A 20,964-nucleotide genomic window follows, 5' to 3' on the forward strand; every position below is an offset into this window, starting at 1 on the left:
CACCTCTTCTGAGCTTGACCCTGTAGTTACATCAGGGTCTTTAATGCCAGTATACGTTATGAACGGGATAAAAAAATGAGTGACTGCTGCAGTAATAAAAAATGTGGATCAGCCGCAACCGGAGAGGAGGCGTCTGTTAAAAATACCGCCACTGCCCCGACTGAGGCTTCAGGGAAAATGCCACCAAAAACGACTCAGACCACACCGGCCTGTTGCAGCACCGGGAGCTGCTGCTCAACGGACGGCCTGAGCCAGATGTCCGAACCGGTTGCAGAGCTTCCCCGCAACGATGACGTTCAGACGCGTCTGCGCATCATGCAGATGGACTGCCCGACGGAGGAGACGCTCCTCCGAAAAAAACTGGCAAAATTACCTGCCGTCAGCAATCTTGAATTCAATCTGATACAGAGGGTGCTTACCGTGACCCATACACCGCAGGCGCTGGAACCGGTTCTGCAGGCGGTGCGCTCGCTGGGTTTTGACCCGGAACCGATTGATAAAGCAATGCAGCCTGAAGGCAGCTGCTGCTCAGGCCGTGAGGCGGAAAATACCGGCGGTTCCTGCTGCTCGCCTGCCCCTGTCACATTCGGTGAGCTGCAGACGCAGCAGGTGACCGCTGACGGGGTGCGTACCAGTATCAGGATCATGCAGATGGACTGCCCGGTTGAAGAGGGCATGATCCGTAAAAAGCTGGACGGCATGTCAGCCGTCAAGGAACTGGATTTCAATCTTATGCAGCGTGTACTGACGGTGGTTCACGCACCGGATACGCTGGAGCCGGTTCTGGCCGCCATTCGTTCTCTGGGCTTTGAACCTGAACTTCCTGACAGTAATGGCCGGCACGCGGTCACTGAGGAAAAGAAAAAACACTGGTGGCCGCTCGCGCTTGCCGGTGTGGCGGCAATCGCCGCCGAAGCCATGCACTGGGCGGGCATGCCGGAATGGCTGGAAGCGGCTCTTGCTCTGGCTGCCGTTGCGGCCTGTGGCCTGTCCACGTACAAAAAAGGCTGGATTGCTCTTCGCAACGGCAACCTGAATATCAACGCCCTGATGAGTATTGCCGTCACCGGGGCGCTGGCGCTCGGACAGTGGCCTGAAGCCGCCATGGTAATGGTGCTGTTCACGATTGCGGAACTGATTGAAGCGAAATCTCTTGATCGCGCCCGCAATGCCATCGGCTCTCTGATGAAGCTGACGCCTGAAACGGCCACGGTTCAGCAACCGGACGGCTCCTGGAAAGAAACTGAGGCCAGGTCTGTATCCCTTAACAGCGTGGTCAGGGTAAAACCGGGCGAGCGTATCGCTCTCGACGGCACGGTGGTCCGGGGCAGGACCGCCATTAATCAGGCACCTATTACCGGCGAAAGTCTGCCGGTGGATAAAGGGGAAGGTGACCCGGTCTTCGCCGGGACGGTCAACGGCTCCGGTGGCTTTGAGTACCGTGTAACGGCCGCTGCCGGAAATACCACGCTGGCGCGTATCATTCATGCCGTGGAGGAAGCGCAGGGGGCAAAAGCCCCTACGCAGCGCTTTGTTGATCGCTTTGCACAAATTTATACCCCTGTGGTGTTTGCTATTGCCGTCGCAGTTGCCGTTCTCCCACCGCTGATTGCAGGTGAAAGCTGGCAGGAGTGGATTTACAAGGCGCTGGTGATGCTGGTTATCGCCTGCCCCTGTGCGCTGGTCATTTCCACGCCAGTGACCATTGTCAGTGGCCTGACGGCAGCAGCCCGCCGGGGGATATTGATCAAGGGCGGCGTTTATCTTGAAGAAGGCCGAAAGCTGAAGTGGCTGGCGCTCGACAAGACCGGCACCCTGACGCACGGTAAGCCGGTACAGACGGATGCGATTATCTATACCGGGGTGGCAGAAGATGAGGGGCGCAGTCTGGCTGTGAGCCTGGCAGGTTACTCCGATCATCCGGTTTCGCAGGCTGTATCGGCGGCATCAGATGGCATTCAGCGTTATGAAGTGGAAAACTTTGAGGCTCTGCCAGGCCGCGGCGTGCGCGGCGTCATCAACGGTCAAACCTACAGTCTGGGCAATCTGAGGCTGGCTGAAGAAACGGTGCGCTGTCCGGAAGCGGTCAGGGCTGCACTAACGGAACTGGAGACCGGGGGTAAAACGGTCATCATGCTCTGTGACACTCATCAGGTGCTAGGGCTGTTTGCGGTGGCTGATACGGTGAAGGAAAGCAGCCGCGAGGCGATAAGTCAGTTGCATAGTCTGGGTGTTAAAACGCTCATGCTGACCGGAGACAATGCGCACACTGCGCAGGCCATTGCCGGTCAGGTTGGTATCGATGAGGCGCGGGGGGATCAACTGCCGGAAGATAAACTGCGTGCTGTAGAAACATTTACGGCGCAGGGCACGACCGGCATGGTGGGCGACGGCATCAATGATGCACCGGCGCTGGCCCGCGCCGATATCGGCTTTGCCATGGGTGCAATGGGCACGGATACCGCCATCGAGACTGCCGATGTGGCCCTCATGGATGATGATTTGCGTAAAATTCCGGCTTTTGTCCGACTCTCCCGGCAGACGTATAACATTCTGGTTCAGAATATCGTTATGGCTATTGGGATCAAGGCAGTGTTCCTGGCCCTGACCATTGCAGGTATGGGGACCATGTGGATGGCCGTATTCGCGGATGTGGGGGCAAGCCTGCTTGTCGTGGCAAACGGTCTGCGCCTGTTGCGTAAGTAACCTGTCTGGCTGCTCTTCCGGTAAAGACAGGCACCTGAAAATAGCCGCTAATCTGCACTCCGATAAAGGAAGAGAGTATGAAACCGCGTAACATGATTTTATTGCTGATGCTCGCAGTCGTGTTTCCGGCAACGGCTGCGCAGGCAGTACACGGAAACCATGCCGGAATGTCACCGTCTTCTGAGGCCTATATGGACGGCATGAATAATATGCACGAAGGAATGATAAAGGCCGTACAGGACCCGGATGCAGACAGGGCATTTGCCAGGAGCATGATTGAACATCACAAAGGAGCCATTGCCATGGCCGAAACGGAACTCCGTTATGGTAAATCACCGGCAATGCGGAAGATGGCTGAAAGCATTATCAGCGCCTAGAAAGAAGAAATACGGCAGATGGAAGTATGGCTCAGTAAATAAGCTCTTTTTTATTACTTTCGTTACGGCGTAGCAGCTCCTTACTACGCCGTCCTTCACACACATAAAGTGAATTCCGGTCAGGGCCTGCTACAGAATACGTGGGATATCTGTTTTCATAAGAGCGGCGTTCAGTTTTTCCACATCACCTTCTATTACTTCTTTCTCATCGGGCGTCAGTGGCACTTCTTCAAGATAATGTTTTACCGATGCCTTACTTTCCAGTAACAGTCCTCTTGCACTTCTCTTTGGCAGATTAAAATCACATCCGATGCATGCCATACGGTGCGGGCAACTGCTCCAGAAGGGATTAGTACAGAAAGAGTCGCCCAGATCATAATATGTCGCAGGTCCCGTGAGGCTGGTTGCTGCGGGGTCATGATCAATCAGCACGCTTATCATGTGCGCTACCCGGTCAGCTTTAACAAAAGAGGCAGCAAGCTGCGTCGGGCGTATTCGAATATAATGCATGGTGGATTGCGGCGAAGAGTGTCCTGACCACTGCATCAGCTCGTATAAAGACATGCCCTGAGGAACACTGGCCAGGGCAGTTACGGCCGATGCGCGTCCCCTGTGGCTGGTAATGGGGCCCCGGCTGTCTTCCTCAGGCACTCCTGCCCGGGCACAGAGAACCGGAATAACGGTGCGGTTTATTATGTCTCTTCCCACCGGTTTGCCCCGGTACTGAAACAGAAAACGGACTTTTTCACCGGTGCGTTCATCCGTCAGAGCTGCCTGTTCTTCTGGTCGTTCTGCCAGCCAGATATCGACATACTTTTTCACCACTGCAGAAACCGGCTTAACAAAGGCTTTAGATGTCTTGCCGGCCGGCACGTTCAGATAGCAAAGAGTCCCGGCAGGAATGGTACTGCCGTCGTCCCGGTTAATATCTTCCGATTGTGGAATGATGCAGCCAGCGGTCAGGCGCATCAGCTCATTCTGACGCAGCCCTGCATGCGTCCAGATGACTGCCATAGCCTGCAGCATAGAGAGGGGGTAGTGAATTTCACTGAGCAAATCTTCCTGACGCAGATTCAGGCTTGCCCAGACCAGTTTCAGCCATACAGGATCATCAATAACACGCGGATTGACGCCCTGACGAAAGAGCGGTGTATCAGGTGTGGAGAGATGGCGGGCCGGACTGAATTTCAGACGTCCCCATTCCCAGAGTTCGTAGTCAAACATAAAACGACGAACGGCATACACGAAACCGGCACGGGAATTTGGCAGCATGGGCTCTCCGGAACGTGGAGAGCGGCGCACCCCACGTTCTGTACCCAGTGAAAGTTCATCAACCTTCATTCTTCCGATTGCAGCAATGAAGCTGGCGCAGATCTCCATTGTCCAGTCGGACGGCGAGCGAATTTCCGGATGCTCGCGGGCGAGCCACAGACCGCAGCGGAGGATAAAGCTGTACTGGCTCTCTCTGGACCGGGGCCGAAGCACCGACGTTTCTCTCCAGCGCCGGCACCACGTTACCCACTCTGTGGCAATATTTTCTGTGGGTTTTTCGTGCCACTCACGGTAATTGCGCATACGTACGGCACTTTTGAGGATGCCCATTGCGGCCAGCGCATGTGAAACTCTGCCTACTGTTCGTGCGATTCCCCGATCGTGATAATTCTGCGCGCGCCACAGGAGTTCAGTTGTGAAGCTTTCAAGCTCAGGATTATTGTTCATCATCATCAGTATGCCCAGCAGGGCTGACAGGGCGTTTTTCTGGTTCTGTCGTTTGTATCCCAGCGAGACAAGCGTATCAGTCAGCCGGTTGAGTTCCTGAATGAAAATGTCCCGGCCATAGATGGCACAGGCGTACAACGACGGAGCACCATGATGCGGCAGGTCGAACGGTGAGGGAAACGGGCCAAGATGGAAGGCAAATGCCGCAATAAGGGGCCTGCCGGAACGGTGCTGCAGGCACAACGTCAGCCACTTTTCCGAATCCCACAGCCAGCAGGGTTTCCTTGTCCGGTGTATTTCCGCCAGCACGACAGGAATGATAATCCTGACGAGTCTGTCACTCGTACCGCTGCGGGCGGCAATATCCTGAAGTGGCCGCAGTAAAGATGACAGCGGACCTTGCTTGCTCAAAGCAGAGATACGTTTGTGCCCTGTGCTTAATGCCTCAAGCTCTTCAATGCTTAACACATTATTCAGCTGATAATCTGAACGCCTGAAGGGGACATAAATTTTATGAATTCCTGTTTCTGCTTTCATCACACGGCTCCCGCCTGAAAGATAAGCCCTGCAATCTTACGGTCGGTTTCAGCGACGGCAGCAGCCATGCGGGCAGCCATATCCGTTCCCGACAGATGAATATAAATTTGTGTTGTACGTGGGTCCCTGTGCCCTGCATAAGTAGCCAGTTCATGCAGTTTCCATCCGGCCCGTGCCAGATGCGTCAGCCGGAGGTGACGAAAAGTATGCGTGGTGATGTCTGGCTGATCAGTCTCTGCCGCCCATTTCCGTACGGTTTTACTCCAGCTCCAGAAAGAGAGAGGAGCGCCGTAATTACGGTCAGAGACGGAACGGAACAAAGCACCGCCTGACCAGCCTTCCAGCCGTAGCTTTTGAAAATGGTTTGCCAGTACCGGCGCAACGTCGGCGCTATAGCAGACCATTCTTTCCCGTCTGTTTTTCGTCGTTTCTGCCCGGATGCGTATCAGGCGATGAGCCAGGTCAATGTCCTCAAGCCTCAGAGCCGTCACTTCAGTACGTCGGAGCGCCCCATAATAAGCCAGAGCAAGCATCAGTCGGTCACGCAGAGGCGCTGCAGAAACGTGTTTCAGGAACCTGAGCCACTCCCCGTCATCGTGAATAACGGGGAGTCGGTTGATACGTGGGATCAGGCCGCGTCCGGTATAAATGGCACCAGGCAAACCCGAACGGGGTAACGGGTTGAGACTGCAAATATCCTGATAAACCAGAAAGTCATACCAGAGACGAAGAGCTGAAAGGCGCAACTGGAGCGTGGCGCTTGCAACGGACGACGGCATATCAGGGAGCTGAGGTCGGATATATCCTGCAATGTCTTCAAAGGAAGCTCTTTCAGGAGCAATGTCGTGTATTTCACAGAAGGCAAAAAAATGCGTCAGGGCACTTCGATAGGCTTTAATAGTTGCGCTGGCTCTTCCTAAATTCGAAAGAATTGTAAGCCACTGCTCAGTCAGCAGAAGAGCAGATGCGGAATGCATGGAAGTGTTCACGGCCTTCCCCTTTCAGTTCATAACAACTGATTAAAGTTTATACCGAAGATGTTGCATTCCATTTAACTTACTATAAGCTGTAATTACTTGAAAATGCTACAACACCCTTTTTCTCAGCCTCACGACCAACCTTGAACCAGGGATCGCCCATTTTTAACCCAAGTGATTTTGCTGCTGAGGAACGGGCTATTATGCAGCCATCGTTATTAGACAGCACCACCACAGGTTTGCCACGGAGATCTGGTCTGAAAACTGTCTCGCAGGAAGCGTAAAATGAGTTAACATCGACTAGGGCGAACACTGCTAAGCGCCCCTAAACTTGAATGAATGCACAAGATGGCGTACCACACCGAAGACAACGGTTTCGATGTCGTCAGTCAGGGGTATAGCTGAATATGCGGGATTAGCTGGCAACAGGGCTGGAGAAGGCAACAACTGCAGTCGTTTACAGGTAAACTCTCCATTTACAGCTGCAATGACAATATCACCGTGCTTGGCCTCACGAATACATTCAACTATTAATAAATCTCCATCTCTGATACCGGCGTTACGCATCGAATCCCCTTCTGCTCGCACCAGGTAAGTACTTTCTGGATAGCGGATACAAAGGTCATCCAGGGAAAGACGCTTTTCAACATAATCCTGAGCGGGAGAAGGGAAACCACATGAAACCCCATCGCCAAACAAAGGAACACATGCCAGTGATGGATTGCTACCTGTAAGTCTGGCTATCGCCGCCATCATCAAAACCGGTGTGTTTGCTGAATTTTTCTGCGAACTTTTATCCCAACACATCGTCTGTTCTAAAGGAATTGGCATAACTCGCCCCCCTCAAATTATACTGTTTATAAATACAGTATAATAATGCATTTTCAACGATGACAAGCTGTAACTATTTGGAAAAAAGTAACCTGATGAGTTTTAAAGAATTAATTAGTGTTCTCAGTCAGGTATCATGGATGTTCGTAATTGCACAAAAATTCCGCTATAGTCCCTTTAGAATTCACGTAATTCGGAGGGGGTGATGTATCAGTCTCAAGAGAAACGCGCCTGGAATCGTGGCGTCCGTTTTGCGGGTATATGGAAACGAGCCAGAACTACTCTATTAAACTGGGATAAACGGTGTGTGTCGTGGGCGGCTACTCATCGTCTACCGTCTTGGTGTGGGCATATCCCAATGATACCCATTGCATGTTTTGTAATCCTCACTTTTGGATCATTGTTTCTCATTAGTGCCGTGCTCTCACCTCATAGAAAACATCTCTCCGAAAGTGAAAATGCACCATGTGAGAACTTTATGGAAGAGCAGCCAGGTTATGGAAAATATCGTGATGGCCAGCATGGATGGGGATGGTACGACGCTGCAGGGCGTATGGTTAACGAGGATGAGTAAGGGCTCCCCCTTACTCATTTGTGACAATTTACGCTTACTTCATAGCTTTATTTGCAACAGCATTAGCTCCAGCCTCTCCCAACTTACCTCCAGAGCTTTCAGCTTTTGCTGTTCCTTGCTGATATGCTGAGCTTAAAGCATTCCCGATGGTAACTCCTGCCCATGATAATGCCCCTAACCAAACAGCAGGAAGTACCAGAAACATAGTGCCCATAACCAGATTCATAATAAGGTCATCTGAGCTGTTCTGCAGTCCCGCCATATTGAACCGACTGTGTGTATCCGAACTGTACAACGCGGTTAACAGCCAGCTGTCGAGCCAGCGCGCCAGTTCCCACCAGAATGTCAGGAAGTTAAGAGCAAACATCACAAAGGTCAGCGTAATAACGGTTTTGAATTCGTAGGCCGCAAATGCCAGGATCAGCGGCAGCATGACATATATTGCCATCAGCAGGATGGCCTGCACCATTGGCAGCGCCTGTCGCATCGCATCGAACGCCGGGAACGCGGCCAGACTGCCGAGGGCCGTACCGCCAATGGAGGCCACGCGCGCCGCGGCATTATCCAGGGTAAAATCGGCATTGCCGCCATAGCCGGCATACACGTGACCATTCTGTGAGACAGTCAGGCTTTCCGGGCTTACCAGACGACGGATGACGGCTTCCTGATAGTCACTGTCGTTAAAGCCTGACATTTTCATTGCGGCCGAGATACGCAGCCACATATCGGGGTCGGCCTGATCTTTCACCCGCGCTTTCAGTCCTGTGTCCGTACTGCTCCACCACTCGCTGCAGGTGGGATAGCCTCCTCTTCCGGTATTGGGCCGGCCACTGTCCCGGCTGTCAGACCATGGGAACGCAGCCCGGGGCAGTTTGGACTGCAACGAAGGATAGTACCGGCTCAGGAATGTACTGCTGCCAATCCATTCGATATCACGCAGCGTAGTTTTGTCCTTTGTCTGGCCCTGATCCTGTTGCTTCCACAGATACAGCGCAACCGAATAGCAGTCGTTGGTGAAGTCCTGCAGTTCCTGCGCCAGCGCTTTGTTGTCGATACGCGTATGCTGCACTTCAAAGCGGATCTGCCGCATGTCAGGGCGGCAGGGAATGGTCGCCACGGCCGCCTGGGTTACCCCTTTCGAGAGTTTATGAATCAGCACCCACCACACCGGTGCTGCGGCCGTCTGGTCGTTGAGACTGGTGACCACGCCGGCATACCCGCTTTCATCCGGCGCTTTTGGCGTCCACACACCACAGCTCTTTGCCCGGGTTGTGTCGTACTGCATCGTACTGAGGCTGACATTAATCAGCGGTACGCAGCAGGCAATCATCACCAGGAATCCGGCATACAGCGCGTTCTCGATACGAGGCAGCGACAGCATCCCCTTGTTGCCTTCATCCTCCCCCTCTTCACGGACTTTGAGCCAGATCCCCACCACCTTAAACGCCAGCGGCAGGACAAAAAGCCCGGTGCTCAGCAGGACATTCCACAGGCCGTTATTGATCACCCAGCCGAGCAGCGTGAGAAAATACTCAAGATAGCTGTTTGTTGTCATCGTCAGGCTCCCGGACCGGTAAACATCGCGTACTCACACAACGCGATAAAAAGCACACTGACCACACTGATGCGCAGCAGCGGCCGCCGGTATGCCTCCCGAAAACCCGGCGCATGCCGGATTTTCCAGAGGCCCCAGGCAACAAGCGCATACAGCGCCAGTCGCCACATCAGCCAGCCGTAACGCGTCGACTGCATCCAGCTCCGGAATGCAGCAGCTTCAGTCGGATGTTTCATGGCGGTGTCAGCCATCATCAGTGAGACCACCATGAACAGCGCCATACAGGCGAGGAAGAAGCCGGCACGGGTCAAGACTTTCCTGACAGTCGTTTTATTACGCATCCTTATTCCCTCATTCAGCCGACTGCGGCGCTGCCATCTGGTTGAAGCGACTGTCGGTATTGTCATCGGACTGGGTCTGCGGGTTGGTTTCGACGCGCTGATTCTCCCTGTCGATAATGGTCAGCACAGAATTACGTGACAGTTCGCGCTTCATCTCCATCTCGTTTTTCAGCGCCGCGATTTCCCGATCCAGCGCCTCAATGCGCTGGCCGGCGGTATCAATGGCCTTTGGCTGGGCAGCGGCATTCGGCTCCGACATACCGGTAACCATCATGCGACGCATCAGCAGCGCCGTTTCCACCGTGTCAGACATGGCCAGTTCGCCTGCAAGGCGGGCGGTTAGGGCCGCGTTATCCGGATCACGCTGCAGGGCTTTAATCACGCCGGCCGTCACCGGCAGTCCGCCAGTTTTCAGCTTCGCCAGATTCGCGGCCGTGGGCTTTTCCGTACCGTTGACGAGCCTGACCAGCTGCTCAGCGTTGGCTTTGGTTGCCTCTTCCAGCAGTGGGGCAAAACCGGTGCCGGCAACGGTCGTACCGGGCTGGTCATCCGCATCACCGCTGGTACATTCACTCGCGTTGGCACAGGTGCGCATCGAGCGATCGCCCAGCACCTTCACGGTCATGGCCGCCGCCTCTTCCGCGCTGCCGAATTTAGAGCATGCGCCACCGTTACAGCTGCTTTCGCCCACGGTCGAATCAGACGTGACGGGCAGACCGTTCATCATGTTGTAGCCGGCAGCGACAAGGTCATGGGTGACACGTATCGCGGGCTGCCCCGCCCCCCCACGTTTTTGGCCGCCAACCCAGTTACTACCTGACGCGCCGCTGGCCTTGCGACCTGCGTCATCAACACGAACTGCGTCAGCATCACCGCTGTTTACGATGGATTTGTACTCATCCATCATGGCCTGCTGCGTCCAGTTACTGCTGTCGCTGAAGTCCATCATTTTTTTCGCCATGTTCTGGCAGTTGAGTTGCGCCTTGTCGAATGACACATTGGCCTGAAGCACGCCGTTGGTGAGCATGTCATACAGACCGGGGTTAGCCCGCTGAATGACCATCGCCGGCAGACTGGCCACCGCGCCGGTGGCCCCCTGAATCACGTCGCCCATCAGGTTTTTAAAGCCTGATGTGACGCCGTTGAGCTGGTTGCCGACTGTGGTTTTCAGATCAAAATTGCCGCACATCAGGTCACTGCTCCAGCCGGTATTCAGCCCCAGCTTCTGCATATTGCCGCGCGTGGCCGGCTGGGAAATGACCGAGCCGCCGCCGAGGGTGTAGAACAGTTTGTCCGACACCGCACCATCGACGGACTTGCCGTAACCGATGGCGCTGTTGTTCACCTGCGGCAGGGACATGCCCAGGATGGTATTGTCATCATCGGCCGCGTGCGCGCCCGGGAGGACAGTCAGCAGTGAGCCGGTCAGCAGCAGGCTTAAGCGAACGGCTGAAAATGAAGGTGTTTTTTTCACGGTTTTCCTCATCAGATATCAGTGCTGCCCAAAAATTTCTGCCCGCGCTTTTTGCAGCAGCTGTAGGGCTGCCAGAACGCAAAGGCTTCATTGTTATCGCTCGCGGCGGTATAGCTCCCGTCCGGGAAGACGGCACATGACTGAGTCATGTGGGGAGCCAGCCGCTGCCATTTGTGATTGCGCGTGCCGGTGTTTTCCGTGACTTCGCCCGGTGGCCAGTACCCGTCATGATGGCTGCCCTGGAGCACCTGATAAACATGGGGCTGCCCGGCGCGGGTGATAATGTCTGCCACACGCTGCGCCACCACGGCAGAGGCTTTGTCATCATCGGTCTGGCTGATAAACCCCGAACGGGGATAGATGTTGCCCCACATATTGGCTGCTGCCTGACTGCCGATTTCCCGCTGGCCGGGCACAAGCGCTTCCGGATACAGGGACTCCGGTACGCCCGTGCGCCAGGCCGCCGAATCCAGCGTACTCAGGAAGTAAGGCATTAACGGGGTGGCTGCGGTATCACAGGAATAGCCCGGAATACTGCCGCCAATCAGGGAGGTGGCCGGGTGGCCAATCGCATCGGCATACTTGAAACGCACGGCGGACTTGCGCTGGCCGGGATTTTTCATGTCTGCCGGATTGGCTCCTCCGGCAGAAACACCGGAAAGCCCGCTGGTCACGGCACTTTCCAGCCCGCCGGCGGTCTGGCTGACAAACGCCATTTCCTGCCACGGGTTGCCGCCCGGCGCGACATAGGTCGAAACGACTGCCTGAGGAATGAAGTGGGTGACTTTGACCGACGTGCGCACCTTGCAGCCAAAGGGGGTGCAGAACAGCCAGTAACAGATGCCACTGACACGCCAGCTGATACAGTTTTGCGATACGGCGCTGGCAATAATCTGCGCCGTGTTAAGTGCTGCAACAGCTGCCGGCGCGGTTGCCGTACCCAGTACCGTGGCAACCGCCAGCGAGCACACTGTGGTTCTGATGCGGGAAGGTTTTGTATTCACTGACCACCCCCCCGGTTACGCAGGGAAGTGGCCACGTCAACATCCGTGGTGCCGTACACCACATCGCGGTCATCAAACACCACGGCCGGCACTTTTTTAATGCCCAGTTCCCAGGCCCGGACCACCTGGCGATAGGAATCATTCAGCTGCAGCTGTTTTTGTTGCCAGGCAGATGATGCCATAACCTGCCTGACCTGTGCTTCGGCCTGCTGCGGGTCTGCAGGCAGTTCCCCGAACATCTCGGCCTGCAGTTGGTCAGGACCATCAAGAAGTACCACCGGCACGTCCGGCGGCAGATTTGCCGGCAGATGCTGACTGTCGGTGAAGACGACCGTGCCGGCCAGTACGGATGCCGGCAGCAGAGCCGGCAGGAAAACAAGTGAGGTCAGTTTCATGAATCGGGGCTCCGTCAGACTGAATCGCCTGACAGCGTGCCCGTGGCCGTTCAAAAAAGCCGCATTAAATTCTATACCCGAACAAAAAAATTAATCAGCGAATCTGTAGCTTTTGCAGTAGGAAATGATCACAACCATTTAGCTAATGATATAACTACAGACGGTTAAACCCGGCATAAAGTACTAATCTGTAATCATTCAACTAAATTGCCAGAGGTGATGATGAATATCAGGTATCTGTATGGAAAGGAGAAGATTCTTGGCCCCGTTATCCGCGACGAAGCTCCGATACGACTGTGTGACCTGACGCATTATTCACGCATGGAAAACGAAAAAATGCGCGATAATGAAATGGAAAAAATTTTCACTCCGGATCGTTATCAAGTTGCTATAAAAATTAATGGGCGCACCCTTAACCCTGACGATATGACTGCAGATCCCATGTTTACGCTATCGCCTCGTCATTGTTATTGTATATGTTTGAGTAATCGGCAAGATGAGCCAGAACTCTATGCTGCTTTTAAAGCTGATATCTGCATCGCATTCGACGTTGATCTCCTCCAAGAAAGACTTTCTCTTTTAGACCACAGATTCCCGGGTACTGAAATTAAAGGGAAAGATGTGATCTATTATCATCCAGGAACGGCACCAGACAGCTTCACTCCTGAAGAACTTGTTTTTTTTAAACCAAATATATTTTCTCATGAAGCAGAGTATAGGATTGCGCTATTTTATCCTCTAAACAAAACAGGGTTTGCATACGAGGGAGGAGTTTTACCTTTCAAAATGGAAGGTGAATCAATGTTCATGGATATTTCCCATCAGCAAAAAGGATTTATAAGTGAATGCGTTAAGAAGGTTATGCGAAGGAAATCTTCTTGACCTCGTAGTCAATTTTATGACGTTACTTAGCAAAAAACCGGCCCTGAGGGCCGGTATGCAATATTGTTATTTTCTTTTTGTAATCATGCCCCTGGTGAAGGCAAGTCTGTAGTTATACGTCAAGCCCGTTAATCCACAGCATCAGATACACCAGGTCAGCCGAATCCGGCACCGTGATATACCAGCGCGGATGCGCATACTCCTCTTCCTGCGGCCAGCTCGTCTGTCCCGTCACGGTGATAAGAATATTCACCGCCTGCTTCAGCTTTCCCTCAAGATAGATGGCCACGCTGCTGCTGAGTCCCACCCGGTGCGGGTGACACGTCATTTTGACCGGCCCGGTCAGGCGCTGCCTGAGCATCGCCCGCAGCCTCACCAGATGCTGATGTGTCGCCGGGAGCAAGCCGGGCTCCCCCTGAGGCGACAGGGTGAAAAGCGCACCGCCACTGTGCTCATGAATGGCGGGTTCAGGGTACTTCAGTGTCATCATACCGTGGCAGGCTCCTGTTGTTTATCCGTCAGACCGCGCAGACGGTCCAGATTCTGCGCGACGCGTTTTGCCGCCTCGAGTTCGCTGCAGTGAAATTCATTCATCAGCGCCCGGCGTTCGGCTTTCTCTTCTTTTTCCGTCATGCCCAGTGCCAGGAAGAGACTGGGCGGCACGGCACGAAACAGCGCTTCGATCCGTTTCGCCAGCACCACGCCTTCCGTATAACACCCCGACAGTTTACTGGCGGAAAGCAGCACCGATTCCTGCTCCGGCGTGAGCGCGCGGAAACGGCTGATATCTTTGACCTCCTCCGGGGGCATGGTCAGACAAATCCACCATTCCGCCATGTTCAGCATTTTTTCGGCAATATCCGGGTAGTCTTTAAGGTTCTGGGTGGCCAGCCACAGCCAGGCACCGAGCTTACGCCACATCTTGACCACCTTCGTCATGTAGGGCGACAGCAGCGGGTTGACCGTCACGATATGCGCCTCATCCACCGTGAAGACAATATCCCGGCCCAGGAACTGGTCACGCTCCGCGATGTTGTTGATCATGTTGGTCATCGAGACCATGGTCAGGGCCATCTGCGCCTCGTAACCCTCACGCGCCAGATGCCCCAGGTCGACCAGCGTCACGTCCGCTTCCGGCCACAGCTCCCCTTCGCGGTTGAACAGCTCCGCTTCAAAGCTCCCGGCCTGAGTGAACATGCCCAGGGATTCCGCCATTTCCGCCGCTTTCGCCTTGCGCTGAGCATTGCGGACATTGATGACGCCCTCATCGTTGTCAGAGGCAATGTCGTACAGCGCCTTCTGCAGGTCAGACGGCAGCATCTGCCGCCCTTCCTTATACGTGGCATGTGCCGCCATCAGCAGCGCCTCACGTATCATCGCCCTGTCGGCACGCTTAAGGTCAGCCTCTTCTTTCGGGTCGCCGCCGGTGATCATCATGCGCGCGGAGATTTCCATTTCACCGAGAACGTCACGCTTGTCATCCTCGCCATCGTCGTCCGTGTCGATATCAGGCAGGTCGCTCTCATCCACGGCCTGGGCGGCCAGGCCTTCTTCCACCAGTTTGTGAGCATCAGCAAACGGCGGCAGACTGACGCCGCTTCCGGGTTTGACGCTGATTTTATTCACCGTCAGCCCGAGGCTGTCAAAGAAGTCGGCCAGCAGGCCGAACGAGTTGCCGGCCTCCGCAATAAACAGCCGCGGACGATGGACGGCCATCAGCTGGGAGAGCGCGGCACACAGCGTGGCCGACTTGCCCGCCCCGGTCGGGCCGAACAACAGCAGATGCGCGTTCTGGGTGCGGTCGAGCTTGTTGAGCGGATCGAATGTAAGGGTATCCCCGCCGCGGTTGAAAAAGCTGAAGCCGGGATGCCCCGTGCCGGTTTCCCGCCCGGTTACCGGCAAAAGTCCTGCCAGGTGCTGAACCCATGTCAGACGGGTATACCAGTGTTTTTTGTCGCTGTCCGGGTTAAAGCACATCGGCAGCGCCCGCAGCCAGCTGTTCAGCGGACCTTCTTCAAACTCCGGCCGTACCGGCTGCAGACCGGCCCCTAGCAATACGGTGGACAGCTCCAGCCGCTTGCGCTTCAGGCTGGTCATGTCGTCGCCGCGCAGCAGGAAGGTGATCCCCGCCCGGTACAGCTTGTGCCGGTTGCCCAGATACTCTTTGACCGTCTTCACATCCTGGCGGACGCGGCCCGACTCGGTATTCTCACCGACCGCATTTTTCGACAGCCGGTTAAACTGCTCTTCAAGCCGGTCCTGGGGCTGTACCACCACGGTCATGCACACCATGGTCCCTTCCGGAAACATATCCATCAGGGCATTAATTTTCTTTTCACCCCGGCTTTTCTCGCCGGTCAGGGTGCCCGGCTCCGGCGGTGTACGCAGTTTTTCCACCGCCACCGCGCAGTGCGGCTTGTTGTCAATCCACCACACGCCGTTTTCCGGGTCTGAAACCGGCGGCGTGAACCACAGGGTTTCGGCAAAATCATTGCTGACCGGCACGGTGCCTTCAGGTGTCTCGCGCGGGTCTGCGTAAGCAGCCTGCCGATAGAGCGTGGTTTTCTCCACCCAGTCCGGTGACGGATTGAACAGCCGCAGCAGCCAGCCATGCACCTGCAGGCCGTTCTGCCGGGTGCAGCGGATCCCCGCCCCGCCCAGGGCATTAACGACCCGGTCACACACCTGATTGAGCATCGCCACCGGCGGCATCGGATCCCGGCTTTTACCAAGCCAGCGATAAACAACCATCCGGGTGCGGCGCTGCTGCCCGCGCCACGGCTGGCCGGTAATCAGCGAGTCAGTAAAAAGTCCCTCAGGCCGGGAGATACTGCGGATATGGCGCTCCATTTCACCCAGCCAGGCGTCGGTAAACGCCGTGCGCTGTGCATGTGGTTTGACATACCCGCGCAGCCTGTCCAGGTACGCGTCAGTGTCGTCCTCGTCCTGGCAGAAGAACTGCACGACCCAGGGATTCACGTCATGTTCATCAAAGCTGTCCTGAAGTGCATCCTCAACCGAGTCCCGGATCTGCTCCAGGCGCTCTTCGGTTCGCCCTTCGGTCGCCACCGGTGTCACATCATAAACGGCCCCCACCGACACGCCGTCATCAAGCAGGAGACACTGCTCTTCATCGAGAAATTCTGCCCAGGGCAAAAAGTCAATGATGGACGGATTGGCGTGATAAACCTTCTCCTCATCCTGGCGCGTCATTTTCCCGGGGCGCTTCAGAGGTTGCCGGCCCTTCACGGCCGCGGTCAGGGTTTCATCTGCCTGAACGGACTGGCCGTCATCAACCGGCGTCTGCCGGTCGGTGGATTTATTACGCGTAAACAGTGAAAGCATTACAGGGCCTCCGTGCGCTCGCCAGGCATGGCATACTGCGTCTGGCTGTAGAACGGGAACACAGTGCTGTAACCCGGCACCGGCGTGTTACCGTCTGCCAGATGGGGATACAGGTACATCACCATGTCGGGGTTGGGCAGCCGGGGAAACTGCTGGGTGATTTCGCTTTCCTGAGTACGGCTGTAGCTGCGGTCGGCCTGCGCGTCCGCCTGCGTTTCGCTGCCCGTCAGCGGGCGTCGCAGCGTGTCGCGGGCCGCCGCAGACTGGCGGGAAGTACTGCCGCCACCGTCCGCCCCGTTCCACAGTTCAAGCATGGTGTTATCGCCCGCCGGCAGCATTTCCTCTTTGGAGGTTGAGCAGCCGCTGAGCATTACACAGCTCAGGGCCAGAATGAAAACCGTTCTGTACATTACCGGTATCTCCTTTGTGAGGCGGCCGGATCGTAACCGCCGCAGATAAAAACGAACGCACTGACATTCAGCAGGTGCCCCAGCTCCCGTAATGTCATACGCGGGCAGTAAAGCCGGCGCGGGATTTTCGGGCTGCGCCACGAAACGGCACACTCCCGGGCACTGAGCGGCAGGGAGAACCTGCCGATATCCAGTAAAAGCTGGCCATTGCGCCAGCGCAGTAAAGGTGCGCCGGCAGGCAACAGCGCGACGGGTCGCAGCAACAGAACCGCAGAAGACGCAGGGATCACGTCAATATGCCAGCCTGCCCCGTCGCTGAACATCCAGCACACGGATGAAAGAGGGAAAAACGTTATCTGTCCCGCCATGGCCGTGTACTCAGTCCAGTCCGCCATTGTCACTGACGCCACCCGGCAGGGTGAAGTCGTAGCGCACCTTACGGCCCTTATCTTCATAATCAATGGCCAGCTGACGGGTGATATGCACGGCGAGACGGGCACCGGGCGGCACATAAATGGCATCAAACGTCATCCCGTAACGCTGTTTGATCCAGTCGGTGGTTTCAGACATGCCGCCGGAAATGGCTTTCCCCAGCGCCGCCTGTCCGGCGTCGCCGGTCATGGTGGCGGAAATGCCATTCACGTTGTTCTGCGTCGTGTACTGCCCCTGGCTCATCGCTTCACCCGCCGCACCGGCAGCCGACAGGCCAAAGATGGTGGGCAGGTAGGTGGAGGCGTTGGACTTACGTTCGCCGCCAATGCACGGGATCCCGTTTTCATCCGAAATCCAACCGATACCGCCACTGGTGCCGGTATCCTGTTTAGCCTGAGCGTTATTATTTTGCCCGCCGGCGTTGTTACTGGTGTCGGGTCTGGGGAGGGTGCGCACCGTACCGTCGGAAAAAACAAAGGTGACGCTGTTAACCTGCCCGCGCACGCAGGACAGCGTCCAGTCGCCGCTGGCCGTCCCCGAAACAATCGCCCCTTCGACGTCCGGTAACTCGATGCCGTTCGCCGTCAGGTTATCCTTACCGATAAGCACCTTGAACGGATAAGGATCGGTCACGGTGCCGTTGATGGGCACCCGGCCAAGCAGTGCCGTCATGGCGCGGCTGCCGACCAGCGTGGAATTTTCCGGCAGCGTGTAAACCGGCTCGGCGCTCTCTTCCGCCCCTTTTTCATTCGTCCGTCCCTTCACTTTCTGCTCATAGGCGGCTTTCTGGCGGGTCAGCTCATTTTCCCCCAGAAAAGAGGTCGGGAACTGAGGTGAGGCTTTGCCGCTGGCCGCATCCCGCGGATCCGTCTCTTTCTGGTCCGTCGGCGCGACCCACATCATGCCGTCACTGCCCTGAGAAGCGCTCCCCCCGGTGCTGCTGCCCATGCCGTCCAGTCCCAGCCCCAGCGGGATATCGCTGTCCGCCGTTTTTTTCTCGCTGTCAGGCTTTTTGAGTTTGTCAGTCAGCTCCTGGATTTTCGCCGTCAGGCTCAGTTGTTCGTTCTGAAGCTGAGCCTGCCGCTTGTCGTACTGCTCGCGCAGGCCATTAACGGCCTCATTCACCTGTCCTGAAACGTCCTGATTGCGCCGGCGCAACCGTTCGTTTTCTTTCACCAAATCCGCGTTCTGCTTATCCAGCGTTTTCTGGCGGTCACGCACATCGTTCAGCCGGCCGATGAGCGTGCGCAGGGTGTCCTCCGGCGTGTCGCCTTCCACCCCCAGCGCCTTCAGTTCATCCGGCGAGAGGTTTTTCAGGGAGCCGCTTTGTTTTGCCTGAGGTTGTTCTGCCGGTTCGTTTTTGCAGCTTTTGAGCCCCACGGCCAGCCCGGCAATCACCACGGCCGGCACGATAAACTTCACCAGGGCATTAGATTTAATCTGCATGGCGGGCCTCCTGTTTTACCGTGCGGGTCGCTTTACGCAGTGCAGACGGCTCAGCAATGAATGCGCTCTCCGGACGACCGGCGGTCACCACATACACCGTGGTGGTGTCTTCAGGCGTGCCGGCCGGACCGACCCAGCGGTGCTGGAAGGTGGCGGACACAAACTGTCCCTGCAGCGAGCGTGGATCCAGAACGACCTTACGGCTGCCGGTGTTCGTGAGCCTGAGTGCCACCACGCTGCGGTTTGCCACACCCCAGCCAGCCAGCGGCGTGACCGTTAATGGTTCAGAGGGATACAGCGTGCTGACACGTCGGGGCAGATGAGGATTGACCGGATGAATACCCGGGACCGCCTCGACCGTACGTGCCGGAGCATAAAGGCTCTGAGCGGCATATCGGGTCAGCAGCACCGGGATGGGGGCGCTGTAGCGGATTTTTTTACGCTTTGCCTGAGTACCATCATCGCTGCCGGTGGGAGCAGATGAGCCTGATCCGGAAGCAGCCCGGTCTGCACCACCTGGCTGACCGGCCGCATCGCCGGCGTGACTCAGCGTGCTGACATCACCGCTGTAGACCAGCCGCACCGGCTCAGTCGGCCCTTTTTCACCGGCGGCGATATCAAACAGCAGAACCTCGCCGCTTTCCACATCCTGCAGCTGCACCCGCGTCTGCGGAAAGGCGCTGTCGGCTTTCAGGTAGACGGCTCCCCCGGTGCTCTGCACCCGGAGTTTACCGTTAAGCGCCGGCGGAAAACCGACGCGGACGTTTTTGTCCACAAAGACCACCCGCTCCTGCCCCACCTTCAGGGGGATCTGCAGCGGAATACGCTCCCATTTCATCAGCTCATCTGCGCCGGCAGGACGTGATACCAGCATTGCCAGGGGCAGCAGGGCGAAGGACAGCGCCATCAGCCCGGCGCGGTAGTGGGGGTTTTTACTCATCACTGAAACACTCCTGACTTCTCCGGTTTAGGTGCAGGCGGTGCCGCCTCCAGACGCTGGGGCACACCGGCATAACAGTCCAGCGCCAGCCCGAACGGGTTGCGCTCCGCATCACCTTCCCAGCGCACCACTTTAAGCGGGTAACGTACCAGGGCGCGTTTGACCGGCTCGGCATGGAAATATTCGTCGGCCACCACGTCCAGGCGGGCAATCCAGTGATCGCGATCCTGTACGGTCACGCTCTGTGACTGGTAACCGCGACCAGGCACTTCATACACCACGCGCACGCGGTCGGTGAGCTCCCCGGCGTCACCGCGTTTCTTTGCATCCGCTTTCAGGAAATCCTGACAGGACGGCGTCAGATACGGCGACAGCGCATTGATTTTGGCGGAATAATCCACCTCGCCGTTTTTCGGCCAGGCATTGAGCTGCTGAAAAATGTAGAACGCAAAGGAGTAGACCGTCGGGGGCGGCACTTCCCACCAGGGCCGCGTGCTGCCGGTACGTAAATCCGGCGGGTTATGCACGGTCAGCTTGCTGGGTGCCAGCATCCAGCCTGCACAGGTGAATAAAAGGAAAAAGGCAAGCACGGCGCAGGCGATGCGCAGCGTCTGAATATGCTGGTCGCGGTCTTTTACCGCATGGCGAAAACGGCTCATGAGGCTCTCCTGTTACGTTTCACTGACCAGCCCCGGGCATCCACAATCAGTTTCGGATTGCCCATCCCCAGCCGGCGTTTTTTCGTCTCCAGTCGCTGCCAGAGCCAGTTCTCGGGCTTACCGCGCTTGAGCCTGGCCATCCAGCGGCCGCCGAACCAGACGAGCAGCAGCGGCATGACCAGCAGGCCGGTGGGAACGACAACCCAGCCGGCAAGCGGGATAAACGGCAGTGACAGGAGCAGACCCGCACCCGCGCCGGCAAGGGCTGCCAGCCCCATCTCATGGGTGGTAAACCCGCGAAATACCACGGGCTCACTGTTGAGACGGTCAGGTAAAAAACGAATGGTCTGCATCGTCGCA

General features: G+C 56.3%; 19 protein-coding genes and 1 pseudogene. 3 read left to right on the plus strand and 17 right to left on the minus strand.

Features of this window, described 5'->3' with window-relative positions:
• The first annotated feature begins 255 nt into the window (after positions 1-255).
• Both O1721_RS23260 and O1721_RS23265 read left to right on the plus strand, forming a co-directional pair.
• Positions 256-2,706 carry a heavy metal translocating P-type ATPase gene (locus tag O1721_RS23260; protein ID WP_006785989.1) on the plus strand — a complete coding sequence of 817 codons (2,451 nt, stop codon included), beginning with the start codon at positions 256-258 and terminating at the stop codon, positions 2,704-2,706.
• 77 nt (positions 2,707-2,783) lie between these two features.
• Positions 2,784-3,083: a DUF305 domain-containing protein gene (locus tag O1721_RS23265; protein ID WP_006785988.1), complete on the plus strand. Its 300-nt coding sequence runs from the start codon at positions 2,784-2,786 to the stop codon at positions 3,081-3,083.
• Between the two features lie 129 nt (positions 3,084-3,212).
• Here the strand turns inward: O1721_RS23265 and O1721_RS23270 are convergent, their stop codons facing one another.
• The 9 genes and pseudogenes from O1721_RS23270 to O1721_RS23310 all read right to left on the minus strand — a co-directional run bounded on the left by O1721_RS23270 (position 3,213) and on the right by O1721_RS23310 (position 12,490).
• Positions 3,213-5,339, minus strand: coding sequence for a tyrosine-type recombinase/integrase (locus tag O1721_RS23270; protein ID WP_006785987.1), 2,127 nt, complete (start codon positions 5,337-5,339; stop codon positions 3,213-3,215).
• The gene (locus O1721_RS23275) at positions 5,339-6,316 is read right to left on the minus strand and encodes a tyrosine-type recombinase/integrase (protein ID WP_032668774.1); all 978 of its coding nucleotides are present in this window, start codon (positions 6,314-6,316) and stop codon (positions 5,339-5,341) included. The genes O1721_RS23270 and O1721_RS23275 overlap by 1 nt, the downstream gene beginning before the upstream one ends.
• An 85-nt stretch (positions 6,317-6,401) precedes the next feature.
• Positions 6,402-6,629: pseudogene (locus O1721_RS23280) on the minus strand (Y-family DNA polymerase); the annotation flags it as partial.
• A 2-nt stretch (positions 6,630-6,631) separates the two neighbouring features.
• Complete coding sequence (gene umuD, locus O1721_RS23285) at positions 6,632-7,069, minus strand: translesion error-prone DNA polymerase V autoproteolytic subunit (RefSeq protein WP_029376740.1); 438 nt, start codon at positions 7,067-7,069, stop codon at positions 6,632-6,634.
• A gap of 686 nt (positions 7,070-7,755) precedes the next feature.
• Positions 7,756-9,276 (minus strand): conjugal transfer protein TraG N-terminal domain-containing protein, encoded by a 1,521-nt coding sequence (locus O1721_RS23290; protein WP_006785984.1) that lies wholly within the window; start codon positions 9,274-9,276, stop codon positions 7,756-7,758.
• A 2-nt stretch (positions 9,277-9,278) separates the two neighbouring features.
• Positions 9,279-9,617: a hypothetical protein gene (locus O1721_RS23295; protein ID WP_020899218.1), complete on the minus strand. Its 339-nt coding sequence runs from the start codon at positions 9,615-9,617 to the stop codon at positions 9,279-9,281.
• 10 nt (positions 9,618-9,627) lie between these two features.
• The gene (locus O1721_RS23300) at positions 9,628-11,103 is read right to left on the minus strand and encodes an integrating conjugative element protein (RefSeq protein ID WP_020899219.1); all 1,476 of its coding nucleotides are present in this window, start codon (positions 11,101-11,103) and stop codon (positions 9,628-9,630) included.
• Positions 11,103-12,095 (minus strand): TIGR03756 family integrating conjugative element protein, encoded by a 993-nt coding sequence (locus O1721_RS23305; protein ID WP_020899220.1) that lies wholly within the window; start codon positions 12,093-12,095, stop codon positions 11,103-11,105. Before O1721_RS23305 ends, O1721_RS23300 begins: the two co-directional genes overlap by 1 nt.
• Complete coding sequence (locus O1721_RS23310) at positions 12,092-12,490, minus strand: TIGR03757 family integrating conjugative element protein (RefSeq protein ID WP_006785980.1); 399 nt, start codon at positions 12,488-12,490, stop codon at positions 12,092-12,094. Before O1721_RS23310 ends, O1721_RS23305 begins: the two co-directional genes overlap by 4 nt.
• A gap of 336 nt (positions 12,491-12,826) precedes the next feature.
• Between O1721_RS23310 and O1721_RS23315 the strand changes: the two genes are divergently transcribed.
• Positions 12,827-13,372, plus strand: coding sequence for a hypothetical protein (locus O1721_RS23315; protein WP_223151192.1), 546 nt, complete (start codon positions 12,827-12,829; stop codon positions 13,370-13,372).
• 112 nt (positions 13,373-13,484) lie between these two features.
• Here O1721_RS23315 and O1721_RS23320 read toward each other — a convergent pair whose 3' ends face one another.
• The 8 genes from O1721_RS23320 to O1721_RS23355 are packed head-to-tail and all read right to left on the minus strand — an operon-like array spanning position 13,485 to position 20,957.
• Positions 13,485-13,862 carry a hypothetical protein gene (locus O1721_RS23320; protein WP_032646930.1) on the minus strand — a complete coding sequence of 126 codons (378 nt, stop codon included), beginning with the start codon at positions 13,860-13,862 and terminating at the stop codon, positions 13,485-13,487.
• On the minus strand, positions 13,859-16,717 hold the full coding sequence (locus tag O1721_RS23325; protein ID WP_023202704.1) for a conjugative transfer ATPase: 2,859 nt from the start codon (positions 16,715-16,717) through the stop codon (positions 13,859-13,861). The genes O1721_RS23320 and O1721_RS23325 overlap by 4 nt, the downstream gene beginning before the upstream one ends.
• Entirely contained in the window at positions 16,717-17,127 is a 411-nt protein-coding gene (locus O1721_RS23330; RefSeq protein ID WP_006785978.1) for a TIGR03751 family conjugal transfer lipoprotein, read from the minus strand. Before O1721_RS23330 ends, O1721_RS23325 begins: the two co-directional genes overlap by 1 nt.
• Positions 17,127-17,522 carry a hypothetical protein gene (locus O1721_RS23335; RefSeq protein WP_020899223.1) on the minus strand — a complete coding sequence of 132 codons (396 nt, stop codon included), beginning with the start codon at positions 17,520-17,522 and terminating at the stop codon, positions 17,127-17,129. The genes O1721_RS23330 and O1721_RS23335 overlap by 1 nt, the downstream gene beginning before the upstream one ends.
• Positions 17,506-19,005 (minus strand): TIGR03752 family integrating conjugative element protein, encoded by a 1,500-nt coding sequence (locus tag O1721_RS23340; protein WP_006785974.1) that lies wholly within the window; start codon positions 19,003-19,005, stop codon positions 17,506-17,508. Before O1721_RS23340 ends, O1721_RS23335 begins: the two co-directional genes overlap by 17 nt.
• Positions 18,995-19,945, minus strand: coding sequence for a TIGR03749 family integrating conjugative element protein (locus O1721_RS23345; RefSeq protein WP_006785972.1), 951 nt, complete (start codon positions 19,943-19,945; stop codon positions 18,995-18,997). Before O1721_RS23345 ends, O1721_RS23340 begins: the two co-directional genes overlap by 11 nt.
• Positions 19,945-20,604 carry a PFL_4703 family integrating conjugative element protein gene (locus O1721_RS23350; RefSeq protein WP_004115533.1) on the minus strand — a complete coding sequence of 220 codons (660 nt, stop codon included), beginning with the start codon at positions 20,602-20,604 and terminating at the stop codon, positions 19,945-19,947. The genes O1721_RS23345 and O1721_RS23350 overlap by 1 nt, the downstream gene beginning before the upstream one ends.
• On the minus strand, positions 20,601-20,957 hold the full coding sequence (locus O1721_RS23355) for a TIGR03750 family conjugal transfer protein (protein ID WP_004115534.1): 357 nt from the start codon (positions 20,955-20,957) through the stop codon (positions 20,601-20,603). The genes O1721_RS23350 and O1721_RS23355 overlap by 4 nt, the downstream gene beginning before the upstream one ends.
• Positions 20,958-20,964: the final 7 nt, after the last annotated feature.

This window comes from Enterobacter cloacae complex sp. HYC033_NIDB, assembly GCF_056673335.1.

What these genes read in the sequence shown, in the direction of transcription:
- O1721_RS23320 (WP_032646930.1), bottom strand. Translation starts at nt 13,862, where the DNA reads ATGATGACACTGAAGTACCCTGAACCCGCCATTCATGAGCACAGTGGC.
- umuD (WP_029376740.1), bottom strand. Translation starts at nt 7,069, where the DNA reads ATGGCGGCGATAGCCAGACTTACAGGTAGCAATCCATCACTGGCATGT.
- O1721_RS23310 (WP_006785980.1), bottom strand. Translation starts at nt 12,490, where the DNA reads ATGAAACTGACCTCACTTGTTTTCCTGCCGGCTCTGCTGCCGGCATCC.
- O1721_RS23350 (WP_004115533.1), bottom strand. Translation starts at nt 20,604, where the DNA reads ATGAGCCGTTTTCGCCATGCGGTAAAAGACCGCGACCAGCATATTCAG.
- O1721_RS23290 (WP_006785984.1), bottom strand. Translation starts at nt 9,276, where the DNA reads ATGACAACAAACAGCTATCTTGAGTATTTTCTCACGCTGCTCGGCTGG.
- O1721_RS23325 (WP_023202704.1), bottom strand. Translation starts at nt 16,717, where the DNA reads ATGCTTTCACTGTTTACGCGTAATAAATCCACCGACCGGCAGACGCCG.
- O1721_RS23270 (WP_006785987.1), bottom strand. Translation starts at nt 5,339, where the DNA reads ATGAAAGCAGAAACAGGAATTCATAAAATTTATGTCCCCTTCAGGCGT.
- O1721_RS23275 (WP_032668774.1), bottom strand. Translation starts at nt 6,316, where the DNA reads ATGCATTCCGCATCTGCTCTTCTGCTGACTGAGCAGTGGCTTACAATT.
- O1721_RS23315 (WP_223151192.1), top strand. Translation starts at nt 12,827, where the DNA reads ATGCGCGATAATGAAATGGAAAAAATTTTCACTCCGGATCGTTATCAA.
- O1721_RS23355 (WP_004115534.1), bottom strand. Translation starts at nt 20,957, where the DNA reads ATGCAGACCATTCGTTTTTTACCTGACCGTCTCAACAGTGAGCCCGTG.
- O1721_RS23300 (WP_020899219.1), bottom strand. Translation starts at nt 11,103, where the DNA reads ATGAGGAAAACCGTGAAAAAAACACCTTCATTTTCAGCCGTTCGCTTA.
- O1721_RS23260 (WP_006785989.1), top strand. Translation starts at nt 256, where the DNA reads ATGTCCGAACCGGTTGCAGAGCTTCCCCGCAACGATGACGTTCAGACG.
- O1721_RS23345 (WP_006785972.1), bottom strand. Translation starts at nt 19,945, where the DNA reads ATGAGTAAAAACCCCCACTACCGCGCCGGGCTGATGGCGCTGTCCTTC.
- O1721_RS23340 (WP_006785974.1), bottom strand. Translation starts at nt 19,005, where the DNA reads ATGCAGATTAAATCTAATGCCCTGGTGAAGTTTATCGTGCCGGCCGTG.
- O1721_RS23265 (WP_006785988.1), top strand. Translation starts at nt 2,784, where the DNA reads ATGAAACCGCGTAACATGATTTTATTGCTGATGCTCGCAGTCGTGTTT.
- O1721_RS23330 (WP_006785978.1), bottom strand. Translation starts at nt 17,127, where the DNA reads ATGTACAGAACGGTTTTCATTCTGGCCCTGAGCTGTGTAATGCTCAGC.
- O1721_RS23295 (WP_020899218.1), bottom strand. Translation starts at nt 9,617, where the DNA reads ATGCGTAATAAAACGACTGTCAGGAAAGTCTTGACCCGTGCCGGCTTC.
- O1721_RS23335 (WP_020899223.1), bottom strand. Translation starts at nt 17,522, where the DNA reads ATGGCGGACTGGACTGAGTACACGGCCATGGCGGGACAGATAACGTTT.